Origin of the sequence: Streptomyces sp. NBC_01506, from assembly GCF_045040295.1 — a bacterium.
Taxonomy (GTDB): Bacteria; Actinomycetota; Actinomycetes; order Streptomycetales; family Streptomycetaceae; genus Streptomyces.
Map to the genome: position 1 here is coordinate 7,450,113 of NZ_CP109422.1, position 14,607 is coordinate 7,464,719.

At 72.1% G+C, this 14,607-nt stretch carries 11 protein-coding genes; 5 read left to right on the top strand and 6 right to left on the bottom strand.

Features of this window, described 5'->3' with window-relative positions; genetic code table 11:
* The first annotated feature begins 82 nt into the window (after positions 1-82).
* Positions 83-1,678, top strand: coding sequence for a hypothetical protein (locus OG329_RS33370; protein WP_405800178.1), 1,596 nt, complete (start codon positions 83-85; stop codon positions 1,676-1,678).
* A gap of 45 nt (positions 1,679-1,723) precedes the next feature.
* Here the strand turns inward: OG329_RS33370 and OG329_RS33375 are convergent, their stop codons facing one another.
* Together OG329_RS33375 and OG329_RS33380 are read right to left on the bottom strand one after the other, a co-directional pair.
* Positions 1,724-2,491 (bottom strand): SDR family NAD(P)-dependent oxidoreductase, encoded by a 768-nt coding sequence (locus OG329_RS33375; protein WP_405800180.1) that lies wholly within the window; start codon positions 2,489-2,491, stop codon positions 1,724-1,726.
* A 112-nt stretch (positions 2,492-2,603) separates the two neighbouring features.
* Positions 2,604-4,880: a protein kinase domain-containing protein gene (locus tag OG329_RS33380; RefSeq protein WP_405800182.1), complete on the bottom strand. Its 2,277-nt coding sequence runs from the start codon at positions 4,878-4,880 to the stop codon at positions 2,604-2,606.
* Between the two features lie 311 nt (positions 4,881-5,191).
* Here OG329_RS33380 and OG329_RS33385 point away from each other — a divergent pair, with 311 nt between their 5' ends.
* Both OG329_RS33385 and OG329_RS33390 read left to right on the top strand, forming a co-directional pair.
* Entirely contained in the window at positions 5,192-6,772 is a 1,581-nt protein-coding gene (locus OG329_RS33385) for a TROVE domain-containing protein (RefSeq protein WP_405800183.1), read from the top strand.
* Positions 6,773-6,887: 115 nt separating this feature from the next.
* Entirely contained in the window at positions 6,888-7,115 is a 228-nt protein-coding gene (locus OG329_RS33390) for a hypothetical protein (protein ID WP_037784015.1), read from the top strand.
* Between the two features lie 89 nt (positions 7,116-7,204).
* On the opposite strand, the gene OG329_RS33395 is transcribed toward OG329_RS33390, so the two are convergent.
* Together OG329_RS33395 and OG329_RS33400 are read right to left on the bottom strand one after the other, a co-directional pair.
* Complete coding sequence (locus OG329_RS33395; RefSeq protein WP_405800185.1) at positions 7,205-8,461, bottom strand: TerD family protein; 1,257 nt, start codon at positions 8,459-8,461, stop codon at positions 7,205-7,207.
* 119 nt (positions 8,462-8,580) lie between these two features.
* Entirely contained in the window at positions 8,581-9,405 is an 825-nt protein-coding gene (locus OG329_RS33400; RefSeq protein WP_405800187.1) for an NAD-dependent epimerase/dehydratase family protein, read from the bottom strand.
* A 251-nt stretch (positions 9,406-9,656) separates the two neighbouring features.
* Between OG329_RS33400 and OG329_RS33405 the strand changes: the two genes are divergently transcribed.
* Complete coding sequence (locus OG329_RS33405) at positions 9,657-10,646, top strand: 5-dehydro-4-deoxyglucarate dehydratase (RefSeq protein ID WP_405800189.1); 990 nt, start codon at positions 9,657-9,659, stop codon at positions 10,644-10,646.
* Positions 10,643-11,827 carry a hypothetical protein gene (locus tag OG329_RS33410; protein WP_405800190.1) on the top strand — a complete coding sequence of 395 codons (1,185 nt, stop codon included), beginning with the start codon at positions 10,643-10,645 and terminating at the stop codon, positions 11,825-11,827. Before OG329_RS33405 ends, OG329_RS33410 begins: the two co-directional genes overlap by 4 nt.
* On the opposite strand, the gene OG329_RS33415 is transcribed toward OG329_RS33410, so the two are convergent.
* On the bottom strand, positions 11,813-13,030 hold the full coding sequence (locus tag OG329_RS33415; RefSeq protein WP_405802159.1) for an MFS transporter: 1,218 nt from the start codon (positions 13,028-13,030) through the stop codon (positions 11,813-11,815). The genes OG329_RS33410 and OG329_RS33415 overlap by 15 nt on opposite strands.
* A gap of 69 nt (positions 13,031-13,099) precedes the next feature.
* Positions 13,100-14,551, bottom strand: a complete 1,452-nt coding sequence (locus OG329_RS33420; protein ID WP_405800191.1) for a peptidoglycan D,D-transpeptidase FtsI family protein — start codon at positions 14,549-14,551, stop codon at positions 13,100-13,102.
* Positions 14,552-14,607: the final 56 nt, after the last annotated feature.

Genomic DNA, 14,607 nt, shown 5'->3' on the forward strand with positions numbered 1-14,607 from the left:
CCAAGTGAACCGGGTGGGATGGGGTGAAATACGTCTACGCTTGGGCGCCTTGGACCCCGTAAGTCGCAAGGAGAATCACCAGATGTCCGCAGACCGCCCCACTCTGCCGCCGGTGCGGCTGCCCTCGGACGCGGAGCTGGCGCGGGACGCGCTCGCCGTACCGCTGCTCGCCAGGGCCGTGCGTCTCGCCCGCTGGGCGGGGCCAGGGACACGCGTCGGCGCGGGTGGTGAGCTCGTCGAGGAGCAACTGGCCGCGGCGGCCGAGGCGCTGGGACTGCTCGGGACCGAGAGCCCCGAACCGACCGAGAGCGACGAGGCGCTGGCGGCGCAGGCACGGGCGGACGCGGAGGCCGAGGCGAGCGAGGCGTGGCGGGTGGCCGTCGACACCGGGCTGGTCGAGGTCGAGGAGCCCGCCGACGAGGACGCCTCCGATGCCTTTGACGCCTCCGACGACGCCTCCGACGACTCCTCCGACGACTCCTCCAAAGGAGGCGACGGCGCGGACGGCGGTGAGTCCGACGGCACCGTGAGCGCCGGAGCCGCGCTCGAACTCATCGCGTCCGGCAGCCCGCAGGACATCCTCTCCCTGTGGCTGGACGCCCTGGACGTCGTCTTCGCCGACGCGACCGCGCCCGTCCTGGAGGATCTGGCCGGCGCCATCGGCGACGACGGTGAGATCGACCTCGACGCGCTGGACTGGGACCCGGAGGTGGAGGCCGCGTTCCTGGAGGGCGTCCTCGGGAACCTCTATCTGCTCACGGTCGGCGAAGGCGGGACGGACCCCGTCCCCGTACCGCTGCCCGTCCTCGCCGCGTCGATGATCGTGCCCGACGACATGGGCGAGCCCACCGACGACGTGCTGGAGCAGGTGTCGGACGCGATGATGCGGCTGGACGACCAGTTCGCCCTGCTGGAGCCGATCGGGCTCGTCACGTACGTACCCGTGGACGAGGCCCTGATGGTCGAGGACGCCGAGGCCGGCTCCGACGCCCTGGCGTCCGGCGACGACGAGGACGTGTCCCGGTACGGCGTGGTCACGCTGACCCCGCTCGGTCTGCACGGGATCAGGTCCCGGATGCGCGACGCGGGCGTCGAGGCACCCGTCGTCGGCGATCTCGCCGACAAGGGCGCCGACGCGCTGCTCGACGGCGTCGCGCACTTCCCCGAGCCGGCCGCGCGCGCGGAGACCGAACAGTGGCTGGCCCGCCGCGAACCCGCCGAGGCGGCACGTGAACTCCTCGTCGCCGCCAAGGGATCCGACCCCGGCGCCCCGCTGCGCCGGCTGCACTGCCAGCAGTCACTCGCGCTCGTCGGCGGCGAGGCCGAGCCCGCGGTGCGCGAGGTCCTGGACGACGCGGAGCTGGGCGGGCTCGCCCGCGTGTGGCTCGCCGAGCTGGGGGCCGCCGATGTGCCGCCGCCGCCCGAGTCGATGATCTTCTGGCTGGCGGTCGACACGATCGCGGCCCAACTCGACGCGGAGGGCGAGCCGCTGGAGCTCCAGGAGCTGGTGGAGGGGCTGGTGGGCCGGCACAGCGGCTTCTTCGACGCGGCGTGGCGGGTGGACCATCCGGCGACGGCGGACGTGCTGGAGGCGATGGGCCGGCTGCACCGGGACCGCAAGGCGGCGAAGGAAGCCCGCAAGGCGGCGTTCAAGGCCCGGTCGCGCACCGGGAGTTGAGGGGCGGGCGCCGGGGCGGCCGGTTGTGCCTTGGGCGGCCCTCCCTCAAGTCCGCAGGTATGACGCGCCGTTGAGGTCCAGGACCGCGCCCGACGACCACTGAGCCTCGGGCGAGGCCAGCCACAGCACGGCCGCCGCGATCTCCCGCGCGCTCGCCACCCGGCCGAACGGACTCTGCGCCCGGATCGCCTCGCCCCCCGCCCCGGCCAGTCGGTCCGCCACCCGCTCCGTCTCGAAGAAGCCCGGCGCCACGGAGGCGACGCCGATGCCGTACGGCGCGAGCGACACCGCCAGCGACTGGCCCAGCGCGTGCACCGCCGCCTTCGTGGCGCCGTACGCGGGATGGTCGGGCTCACCGCGGAACGCGCCGCGCGAACCGATGTTGACGATCCGGCCGCCCGTGCCGCTGTCGATCATGGACCGTGCCGCGCGATGGCTGAGCAGCGCCGTGCCGAGGACATTCACCGACAGATGGCGCTGCCATGCCGCGGCCCAGTCTTCGTAGGAGGTGGTGGGGAGCGGATGAGGTTCGTTGACCGCCGCGTTGTTCACGAGCACGTCGATGCCGCCCAGCGCCCCCTGCGCCGCGTCGGCGATCCGCGCCGCGCCCTCGGGGTCCGACAGATCGCCGCCCAGCAGCGCGTGGCCCGTACCGTCGAGCGAGTCCAGGGTGCGGCGCGCGTCGTCCTCGCGGGTGCCGTAGTGGACGGCGACGCGGTCGCCGTTGGCGGCGAAGGCGCGGGTGACGGCGCGGCCGAGACCTCGCGAGGCACCGGTGACCAGGACGCGACGGCCGCTCTGTGGGAGGTTCATGGAGGCGGGGTCCTTTCGTACGAGGAGCGGGGGCGGGCGGGTCGGAGCGAGCGGGAAGCGGGTGGCCGTCAGTCCGGATGGCCGTCAGCCGTCAGCGGTCAGAGGTCGGCCGTCAGCCGTCCACGCCGTTGTACGCGCGTACCGCCGACGTGCCGATCAGGCCGTACCAGCCCGACGCGTCGGCCACGAGCCCGTCGATGATCCCAGGCAGCGACCAGTCGCGCCGCAGCGCGCCGTCGGCGAGCCGTAGCGCGGTGCAGCTCTCGCCGCAGGCGGCGTACACCGTGGCGCCCGCGACGACCGGCGGCACCTTCGCGACCCCCGTCAGGCGCCGTGTCCAACGGGCCTCGCCCGTCGCGGCGTCGACGGCCTGGAGCGTGTCCGCCTTCGCCCAGTGCAGCACCAGACCGCCCGCCGAGACCGGACGGCGCTGTCCGCCCGGCCGCCGCTGCCAGCTCGTCTCGACGCCGAGCGTGGGCAGTGACGGCCAGCGCCGCTTCGCGCTGTCCGGATCGAAGCCGTGCAGCCTGCCCGCCGTCGCCAGCAGACCCGTGCCGCCGACCGCGCCGACAGCCGTGGCGCCCGGCGTCACCGGGTACGCGTCCGCCCTTACGGCGACGCGCTCCCCGCTCCGTGCGCGGACGATGTGCAGCTTGCCCGCCGTGGTGAGCAGCGCGAAACTCCCCGCGTCCGGCAGCGCGGCGGCGAGCGTCTGATCCTCGTCGTCCCTCAACCCGTCATACGTCCACAGGGTCTTGGCGGACGCGGTGTCGACGCCGAGCACCCGCCAGCCGAGTTCGGCCGCCAGCAGCATCGTGCGGCCCAGGACCGCCGGGGGCTGCCGTCCGCCGACCTCTTCCCGTGCCCAACGGCTCACCCCCGTGCGCAGATCGACGGCCTCCAGCTCCTTCGCGTCGTCCGTCCCGTCGTACGACGAGATCGCCGCGCCGTCCGCGACGGCGACCCACACGGGTGGCAGCCGCTGAACCGGATCAGCCGTGACGCGCTCCTTTCCCGAGCCGGCGTCGACGATCGGCAGCCCTACGTCGGGGGCCACGAGAGACCCGTCCGCCACGCCCCACGCGTTCGGCGTGCCCGTCGACGCCTCCAGCTCCCAGCGGCGGGCTCCGTCGAAGGCGGCGCAGGCACGGACGTAGCCGGTACCTCCCAAGGAGAGCGCGCCGTGGAGCAGCACAGTGGCGCCGGAGAGCAGCAGCGCGTCGACGCCGCCCGACTCGGCGGTGAGGCTCCAGCGGAGCGCGCCCGGCTTCGCCGAGCCCTTCTTCAGGGCGAGTTGGGCGCCCTTCGTGACGCCGCCCGGACCGGGGATCTCCCAGCCTCGTACGACGGAGACGCCGAGCAGCCCCGTCAGGGTGGAGGCACCGGCCACCAGCACGCCCCGGCGCGCCAGTCGACGGCGCCGCTCGACACGCTCGGCCCGCTCCGCCCGCTCCGCGTCGCGGTGAGGGGCCGGGGCGTGGCGCGGCGACGGGGCCGTCCGCGCCGTCACCTCCTTCGTAGGAAGTACGGCCGTCTGCTCGCGCGCCCGGTCCTCCTCGTCACCCCGGACCAGACCCCGCAGCGGCTCCTCGCGCCACCACAGCGGCGCCTCGGGATCGGCCGTCCGCTCCAGCACGGCGCCGACCGAAGGCCGTTGCCCCGGCTCCTTGTCGAGACAGCCGGCCACCAGCCCCCGTATCCGCGCGGGCACGTCGGCCAGGTCGGGCTCCTCGTGCACGGCCCGGTAGAGCAGGATCGCCACCGTGCCGTCCCCGAAGGGGTTGCGGCCGGTGGCGGCGAAGGCGAGGACCGCGCCCAGCGCGAACACGTCGGCCGCCGCCGTCACCGGCGCGCCGCCGGTGATCTGTTCGGGCGCGATGAACCCGGGCGTCCCGACGACGTCCCCGGCCGCGGTCATCCCGTGGTCGCCGAGCGCCCGCGCGATCCCGAAATCGATGACACGCGGCCCGTCGGCCGTGACCAGGACGTTGGACGGCTTGAGGTCACGGTGCACGAGTCCCGCGCCGTGGATGCTCGTCAGCGCCTCGGCGAGCGCGGCCCCCAGCGACCGTACGACCGGGGCGGCCAGCGGCCCGGCGGCGGCGACCGCGCGCCGCAGCGTGACCCCCGGCAGATAGGCGGTGGCCAGCCACGGCACGGGGGAGGCGGGATCGGCGGCGAGCACCGCCGCCGTGTGCGCCCCCGTCACGGCGCGGGCGGCGGCGGCCTCGCGCCGGAACCGCTCGCGGAAGTGCGGTTCGGCCGCGAGATGCGCGTGGACCGTCTTCACGGCCACCAGCCGGCCGGACGCCGACCTGCCGAGATGGACCCGGCCCATGCCGCCCTCACCGAGCGGCGCCACCAGTTGGTACCCGCCGAGTTGTTCCACCCCTGGCTCCCCCTCCGGACCCGCCCCCGCCCCGCCCCGCCGTCCCGTACCCGGCTGATCACTGCGACGCCCGCAGAGCATCCCAAGGTTGCGGGGCCGGCGGGAAAACCCATGGCAGTCCGTCGTCCGCTCTCCTACAGTCATATTCGTCCAGGTGCGAAGGCGGGACCTACTTCCACTTTTAATGGGGCGGTCGCAGGTTCGAGTCCTGTCATCGGCTTTCGAGCCGATGTAGCTCAGTTGGCAGAGCACCTTTGTCGGTTCCGCCGGCCTTGATCTCTGGACTTTTCATCGAATTCGGGGGAATTCCCATGGCACGTTTCAACAAGCGTCTTTCGGCGGTTCCCGGTACGTCGCCCGTACGGTCGACCGGCCGTACCGCCGGGACGCACCAGGGCGGCACCGGACATCTGCGCGACGCCAAGTCCGAGCTGTTCCTGCTCGCCGTCGCCAACTTCGTTTCCCAGCAGACATTTTACGAGTCCGGGGACGACCGCGACAACCGCTTCGCCACCCTCGTGCGCGAGCTGGCCGTCGAGGACCCCCGGTGGACGGCGGGCCTGCTGGCCTGGCTGCGCCGCGACGGGAACATGCGGACCGCCGCCATTGTCGGCGCCGCCGAATATGTGAAGGCGCGCCTCGAACCGGGCGCCGGCACCGGCCCGTCGAACCGCCGGGTCATCGATTCCGTACTGCTGCGTGCCGACGAGCCCGGTGAAATGCTCGGTTACTGGACGTCCCGTTACGGACGCCGGATTCCCAAGCCCGTCAAGCGGGGCACGGCCGACGCCGTTCAGCGGCTTTACAGCGGAAAGTCGCTGTTGAAGTACGACACGGCGTCGAAGGGTTATCGCTTCGGGGACATCCTCAATCTCGTGCACGCCTCGCCCGACCCGGCGAAGGCGTGGCAGGGCGAGCTGTTCCGTTACGCGCTGGACCGCCGGCACCACCCGGACACCGCCGTCGCGCCCGAGTCGAACCACACCCTGACCGCGCACCGTGAGCTGATGGCGCTGCCCGTCGCCGAGCGGCGCGCGGCGATCACCGCCGCGGACGGCGCCGAGCGGCTGGCACGGGCGGGCATGACCTGGGAGATGCTGGCGGGCTGGCTCCAGGGTCCGATGGACGCGGCGGCGTGGGAGGCCGTCATCCCGTCCATGGGACCGATGGCGCTGCTGCGTAATCTGCGGAACTTCGACGAGGCGGGGGTGAGCGACGAGGTCGCCGCCCGGGTCGCCGCCGAATTGTCGGATCCGGCGGTGGTCGCCCGGTCGCGGCAGTTCCCGTTCCGCTATCTCGCGGCGTACCAGCACGCGCCGTCGTTGCGCTGGTCCTACCCGCTGGAGCGGGCGCTCGGCCACTCGCTGGCCAATGTGCCCGCACTGCCGGGCCGGACGCTGATCCTGGTCGACCGCTCCGGCTCGATGTGGTCGCCGCTGTCGGACCGCTCCCAGCTCGACCGGGCGGACGCCGCGGCGATCTTCGGGACGGCGGTGGCGATGCGGGCGGCCGGCGCGGACCTGGTCCAGTTCGGTTCGACCAGTGCCAAGGTCAAGTACCGCGCGGGCGAGTCCGTGCTGAAGACCCTGGAGCGCTTCGGCGACCTGGGGGGTACGGACACGACGCGGGCGGTACGGGAGCACTACCGGGGCCATGACCGGGTGCTGATCGTCACGGACGAGCAGGCGTCGTACAGCCACTACGGCGACCCGACCCAGCACGTTCCGGACCGTGTTCCCGTCTACACCTGGAATCTGGCCGGATACCGGGCCGGGCAGGGTCCGTCGGGGACGCCGTACCGGCACACGTTCGGTGGTCTCACCGATGCCGCGTTCCGGGTGGTTCCGCTGCTGGAGGCGGGTCGGGACGCTCACTGGCCGTGGGAGGTCTGAGCGCCGCGGCGGGGTTCCGATGAGGGTCGTGGGGTCGCCGGGGAACGAGTGATCCCGCGGCCCGTCGGCGGTCGGGCATGGCGCGTCGGGGGCCGTTGGGCGCATACTCCAGGTAATGACAAAGTCAGCCGGTTCCCGGCGCCACCTGCCGTCCAGTCCCTTCAACCGCCAAGGCCCGGCCTCACCTCCGCCCGAGCACTTCGACGTGGGAGACCGTGTCTCCCATGATCAGTTCGGGTTGGGCAGAGTCATCGGAGTCGAGGGCGAGAACGCCGTGCTCATCGATTTCTCGGGCCGCCAGGGTCGGATCCTGAGCCCCTTCTCCAAACTGACCAAGCTCTGAAGACCCAGGCCCCCGGGCCGCCGCGATCCCCGTGACCGCGGCGGCCCGTAAAGGCATGTCCGGACCGCGAGGCGGGTCCGGAGCCGTACTCAGAGGGACTTGGCCGCGGGCTTGACCATGCCGCGGACCGTGCGGGACTTCACGAACTCGCCGACGGCCGTCATCTCCCACTCGCCGGTGAACTGCTTGATCAACTTGGCCATGATCACGCCGGTCTGCGGCTCGGCGCCGGTCAGGTCGAAGCGGACCAACTCTTCGCCGGTCCGCGCGTCGAGCAGCCGGCAGTAGGCCTTGGCGACCTCGTTGAACTTCTGGCCGGTGAACGAGTTGACGGTGAAGACCAGGCCCGTGGCCTCGGCCGGCAGCCGGCCGAGGTCGACCACGATCGTCTCGTCGTCCCCGGCGCCCTCACCGGTGAGGTTGTCGCCGGAGTGCTTGACCGAGCCGCCCAGGATGGTCAGCTTGCCGAAGTAGCAGCTATCCAGGTGGTTGCGGTTCGGTCCGTAGGCGATCACGGAGGCGTCGAGGTCGATGTCCTTGCCGCGGAAGGCGGGCTCCCAGCCGAGGCCCATCTTGACCTGGGTCAGCAGCGGGGCGCCGCCCTTGACGAGTGACACCGTCTGGTTCTTCTGGAGATTGACGCGGCCCTTGTCCAGGTTGATCTTCCCGGTGGCCTGCGGGGGGCTCGGGGGCGCCGGCGGGACGGGGGGCGCGGGAGCGACGGGGGCGGACGCGATCCGGGGGTCGGCCATCGCGGGCGGCGGGACGGGCGCCGAGGGCGGTCCCGGTGCCATCGGGGCCACGGGGGCCTGCGGTGCCTGCGGGGCGGCGGCGGGCGCGGCGGGCTCCTCGACGGAGACGCCGAAGTCGGTGGCGATGCCCGACAGCCCGTTCGCGTACCCCTGGCCGACCGCGCGGACCTTCCAGGCGCCGTTGCGCAGATAGACCTCCACGACCACCAGGGCGGTCTCCGCACCCAGATTCGGCGGGGTGAAGGTGGCGAGCGCGCTGCCGTCGTCGGCGTTGCGGATGGTCGCTGTGGGCTCGATGCCCTGGAAGCTCTGTCCCGCCGCGTCCGGGCTGGCCGTGACGACGATCTTCTCGATACCGGCGGGTACGGCGGACGTGTCCACCACGATCGCGTCCGGAGCCGTACCGCCGCCGGACCGGTAGGTCACACCGGGGCCCGTCGGCTGGTTGTAGAAGATGAAGTCGTCGTCGGAGCGCACCTTGCCGTCGGCGGTGAGCAGCAGGCCCGATACGTCGAGCCGCACCGGGGCGGCGACGTCCACCGCCACGCGGGTGGCGGAGAGAGGGATGTTCGAGCCGGGGGTCATAGCTGTCATGCCCCACGTAACGAACGACTCCTCTTTGCCGTTCCCTTACTTTCGCGACCCTCGCCCGGACGGGTCAGCGGGGTGGGGTCGGCGGGGTGGCCCGGTGGGCTCTCGGTCCGGCGGGCGGATCAGTACGGCCACTGGGGCGGGTGTGTGCAGAAGTGGCCGCCCAGGTTGGCGTGGTCGGGGTTCACCGGGTCCAGTTCGCCCTGTTCGGCGACGAGTCTGTCCGCGTACTGCTCGGAGTCGTCCTGGGGTTCGTACCCGAGCGCCCGCGCTGACGAAAGGTCCCACCACAGGCGGGTGTTGGCGGACGAGCCGTAGACGACGCAGTGCCCGACGTCCTCGGCCGTGAGCGCGGCGTGGAACAGGCGCGCGCCGTCGCCGGGGCTCATCCAGACCGACAGCATCCGTACGGAGGTCGGCTCCATGAAGCAGGACCCGATCCGTACGGAGACGGTCTGAAGCCCGTGCAAGTCCCAGTAGAGCTGCGCCAGATCCTCGCCGAAGCACTTGGAGAGGCCGTAGAACGTGTCGGGGCGGCGCGGGGTGTCGATCGGGATCAGTGCCTGCGAGTCGAGCGGGTAGGTGCCGCGCGGCCGTGGTGTGAACCCCACGGCGTGGTTGCTGGACGCGAAGACGATCCGCGCGGTGCCCGCCTCGCGCGCCGCCTCGTAGAGGTTGTACGTCCCCTCGATGTTGGCCCGCAGGATCTTGTCGAACGACGCCTCCAGCGAGATGCCGGCGAGATGGATGATCGCGTCGACGCCCTGGACGGCTTCGCGCAGGGCGTGCTTGTCGCCCAGGTCGGCCGTGATCGCGTCCGGCACGCCCTCTATGGGAGTGGCGTCGAACAGCCGCAGTTCGTACCCGTACGCGGGCAGCAGGCCGCGCATCAGGGTGCCGAGGCCGCCTGCCGCGCCGGTGAGCAGGACGGTTCGCGGTCGGGACATGGGTGCGATCTCCTCGGATGAACTCAGCCGGACTCAGACTCATGGATAGAATTCACATCCATGGACACGCTAAGGAGCCTTACGGTCACCGTCAAGTGTCGCGCGGAGGTGGCCGATCCGCTCCTGGGTTGCGGGTTTCCGTCTTGACCGGCGCCCGGCGGCTGCCCTAGCGTGGCGCTGTTCAGAAACGTGGACGCCGATCAGAATTGTGCACGAGCGTGAGTGCTCGCCGCACGGCCCAGGGAGCGCCAGTGACCCCAGCCCCGCTCGCCGCCCGCCTCGACCGCGTCGCCGGGCCGCTGTTCTTCCCCGTCACCGCGTACGGTCCGGACGGTGCCCTCGATCTCGACGCGTTCCGCGCGCACATCAGAAGCGGCGTCGACGCGGGAGCCGCCGCGGTCTTCGCCTGCTGCGGCACCGGCGAGTTCCACGCCCTCACTCCGGAGGAGTTCGGGGACTGCGTCCGGGCGGCCGTCGAGGAGACCGCCGGAGCGGTCCCCGTCGTGGCCGCAGCCGGCTACGGCACGGCGATAGCCGTCAGATACGCGGAGATCGCCGAGAGGGCCGGCGCCGACGGACTGCTCGCGATGCCGCCCTACCTGGTCGTCGCCGACCAGGAGGGCCTGCTGCGCCACTACTCGGCGCTGGCCGCAGCGACCCGCCTCGAGACCATCGTCTACCAGCGCGACAACGCCCTGTTCACCCCCGAGACCGTCGTCCGGCTCTCCAGGGTCGACGGCATCATCGGCCTCAAGGACGGGCACGGCGACCTCGACCTGATGCAGCGCGTCCTCAGCGCCGTACGTACCGAGGAACCCGGCCGCGACTTCCTCTACTTCAACGGCCTGCCCACCGCCGAACTCACCGGCCTCGCCTACCGGGGCATCGGCATCACCCTCTACTCCTCCGCCGTGTTCGCCTTCGCGCCCGAGATCGCCCTCGCCTTCCACCGCGCCCTCACCTCCGGCGACGACACAACCGTGAACAGACTCATCGACGGCTTCTACCGGCCACTGGTCGAACTGCGCGCCAAAGGGCGCGGATACGCCGTCTCGCTCGTCAAGGCGGGCGTCAGACTGCGCGGTTACGACGTCGGCGAGGTACGCACACCACTGAGCGAGCCGTCGCCCGCGCACATCAAGGAACTCACCGAGATCATCGAACGCGGTTACGCGCTCGTGGGTGACCCCGACAGCGACAGCGACAGTGGCGGCGGCGCGGAGCCGGGGGAGCGCGCGTGAAGACCTCCGCCTTCCTGTACCCGTGGGACGTCGTGGGCGACCGCGACGCGCCCGCCCGCGTCGTGGACCTCGGCGTCCGCCAGGTCACCCTCGCCTCCGCCTACCACTCCACGCGCGCCCTCACCCCGCGCCACCCGCGCCACCGCGTCGTCACGGCCGAACACGCCGCCGTGCTCTACCCGCCGGACGAGGAGCGCTGGGCGGACGCCGAGCTGCGCCCGTACGCCGCGGGCGACTGGGCGCCCGGCGACGCCTACGGCGAGGCCGCCGCCGCGCTCGCCGACGCCGGACTCGACGTGCACACCTGGGTCGTCCTCGCGCACAACTCCCGCCTGGGCGAGGAGAATCCGGGCAGCAACGTGGTGAACGCCTACGGCGACCGCTACCCCTGGGCCCCGTGCGTCGCCCGACCCGCCGTCCGTGCCTATGTCATGTCGCTCGCGGCGGAGGCAGCCGTACGGCCCGGCGCGGGCGGCACCGAACTGGAATCCCTCGGCTGGTACGGGCTCGGGCACCTGCACGCCCACGACAAGACCGGCGGCGTCCCGCTCGACGAGGCCGCGCAGTACTTGATGTCGCTCTGCTTCTGCTCCGTGTGCCGCGCCGGATACCAGTCGCTGGGCCTGGCCGCCGACGAGCTGAGCACCGCCGTCAGACGCGCCCTGGAGCCCGTCTGGAGCGGCGCCCGTGGCCCCGGCGGACTCTCCGGCCTGGCGGCCGTCGAGAAGCTGCTGGGCGCCGATCTCACGGCCGTCACCCTCGACTGGCGCCTGCGGACGGCCCGTACGCTCCAGGACGCCACCGTCGCCGCCGTACGGGCACAGGCGGGACCCGGCTTCCAGGTGCTGCTCCACGCCGACCCCCACGCCCACCGCACCGGGGCCAACGCCGGGGTCGACCCCGCGCACATCCTGGACACCGCCGACGGGGTCGTCCTGCCGTGCACCGGCGGCGCGGCTCAGGCGATGCTCACACCGTTCGCCGCGCACCGCCGCGAATCCACCGTGCTGGCCGCGAACTTCACGGTCGTCGCAGGCATGGGCGGCAGCCCGGACACCCTCGCCGACGACGCGGCGCACGCGCGCTCGCTCGGCGCGAGTGAACTGCGGCTGTACCACGCGGGCCTGGCGTCCGACGCGGATCTGACCGCCGTCGCCGCCGGGCTCTCACGCCTGCGCTGACCTCACCCCAGGCAGTCCTCCGTAGAAGGCGAGACCGGCCGCCGTCAGCAGGCCGAGCACCGCGGTGAGCGGGAGCAGCACCGTGATGTCGACGAACGCGATCAGTCCCGCGCCGAGCGCGAGGGACACCGCGTTCGGCACGTAGATCAGGGTGTTGGCGGTGGCGGCCGTCCGCCCCAGCACGGCGTCCGGCGTCTCGCGCTGCACCGCCGTCAGCGCCACGATCAGCACGCACGGCAGACCGATCCCGACCGCCACCGAACTCGCCAGCACCACGGCGTCGTACGGCAGCGCCCGCAGCCCCACGGCGGCGGCGAACAGCGCGATACCACCGGCCGCGAACACCCGCTCCGGCATCCTGCGCATCAGCGGGCCCGCCAGCAGCCCGACACCGACCGACCCGGCGCCCTGGAGCGCGTAGAGCAGACCTACGTACGTAGGAGCGTGCCCGAGGCCCTTGTCGACCACCGCGTAGATCGCGGCGCCGTTGAGCCCCGCGAGCAGCATCGTGAGCGACCCCGCCAGGACGAGCGGACGCAGGACCGGCGAGTCCCGCAGCACCCGGGCGCCCTGCGCCGTACGGGACAGCCAACTGCCCGTGCGGTCCGGCACGGGCTTGTCCTCCCGTACCCGCATCAGCGCGAAGAGGCCGGCCGCCAGTACGAACGTCGCGGTGTCCAGCAGGGCCACCGTGCCGCCGCCGTACGCCGCGTACAGCCCGGCGCCCGCGAGCGGCGCCAGGAGCTTCATGCCCTCGTTGGCCGTCATCCGCAGCCCGTTGAAGTCACCGAGCAGCCGTTTGTCGATCGCCGTGGCGACCAGGGCGGCCTCGGCGGCGTCCTGTACGACACCGCTGATGCCGTACACGAACAGCACGGCGAACAGGATCCAGATCCGGTTCGCCGAGTCGACCACGAGCAGCAGCGGCAGCAGCGCGGCCATGACCAGATTGCAGAACACCAGCAGCGGCCTGCGCCGCCACCGGTCGGCTATCGCCCCCAGCACCGGCCCCACCAGCGTCGGCGCCCACATGGCGAAGACCGTCAGAGCCGCCAGACTGTCCGACCCGGTGAGCGACTTGACCCAGATCCCGCCGACGAGCCACATGGCCGAGGTGCCGAAACCGGACACGACCACACCGGAGAGATACAGCCCGGCGTTCCGGTCCCGAAGGACGGTGCCTATCGCCCAGTTCTTCCCCATCCCCATCCGCACATCCTGGCATGTGCGCCCCAGGGGCCACAGGGGTGTCTGCCCTCGCCGCGGACCGGGTCAGGCCAGCGCCGCCTCCATCATCTTCTTGGCGATCGGCGCCGCCAGGCCGTTGCCGCTGACCTCCGAGCGCGCGGCGCCCGAGTCCTCCACCAGGACGGCCACCGCCACCTCCTTGCCCGTGGACGAGTCCTTCGCGTACGAGGTGAACCAGGCGTACGGCGTCTGGCTGTTGTCCACGCCGTGCTGCGCCGTGCCCGTCTTGCCGCCGACCTCGGCACCGTCGATGCGGGCGTTCGAGCCAGTGCCCTTGTCGACCACCGTCACCATCGCGCTGCGCAACTGCTCCGCCGTGGACGACGAGACGATCCGGCGCGACGACTCGTCCTCGTAAGAGGTGAGCGTGTCGCCGTTCGCGTCCACGACCTTGGACACCATGTGCGGCGATTCGAGGACGCCGTCGTTGGCGAGCGCCGACGACACCATCGCCATCTGGAGCGGCGTGGCGGTGACCTCGAACTGGCCGATGCCCGTCAGCGCCGTCTGCGCGTCGTCCATCCCGGAGGGATAGACACTCTCGGCCGCCCGCACCGGCACGTCCTGCTCGCTGTCGTTGAAGCCGAGCTTCGACGCCATCGCGCTCACCTTGTCCTGGCCGAGGTCGGCGGCCATCTTGGCGAACACGTTGTTGCACGAGTACTGGAGCGCCGTGCGGATCGTCGCGTCCTCGCAGGGCGCCGACGCGTTCTCGTTCTGAAGGACGGTGCTCGTGTTGGGCAGCGTGAACGGGTCCGGGCTCTGGGTCCGGGTGTCCACCGAGCCGTACAGCCCGTCCTCCAGCGCCGCCGCGGCCACCACCAGCTTGAACGTCGAACCGGGCGGCAGGGGTTGCCGCAGCGCCCGGTTGACCATCGGTTTGTCCGCGTCGTCGTTCAGCCGGGTCCAGGCGTCGCCGTCCGTCGTCCCGCTGATCGTCGCCGGGTCGTACGACGGGGTGCTGACCATCCCGAGGATCTGGCCCGTCGCCGGGTCGATCGCGACGGCCGCGCCCTTCTTGTCGCCCAGCGCGTCGAAGCCGGCCTTCTGCACCGCCGGATCGATCGTCGTCAGGACACTGCCCGGCGCGGCGTGCTCGCCGGTGAGCGCGTCCAGCGGGTTCTTCAGCCGGGGGTCCGTGCCGTCGAGGACGTCCGCGTAGATGCCCTCGAGCTGCGTGGAGCGGTACGCCTGCGAGCTGTAGCCCGTGACCGCCGCGTACAGCTCGCCTTCCGTATACGTCCGCTTGTACTTCAGGTCGTCGCTGGCGGGCGTCCTGGCGGAGCCCGTGACGGGGGAACCGGCCACGACGATGTCGCCCATCGGGTTGGCGTACTGGTCGATGAGCGTGCGTCGGTTGCGTTCGTTGTCCGCGAGGGCCTTGCCCTGGTACGCCTGCACCCAGGTGACCCGCACCAGCAGGGCGAGCACCATGAGCAGACAGACGACGGCGGTGCGCCTGATTGTCTTGTTCATCCCACACAGGGGACGAACGGGGCCGGACCGGGTGTTCCGCCGCGCCCCTCTTCTCA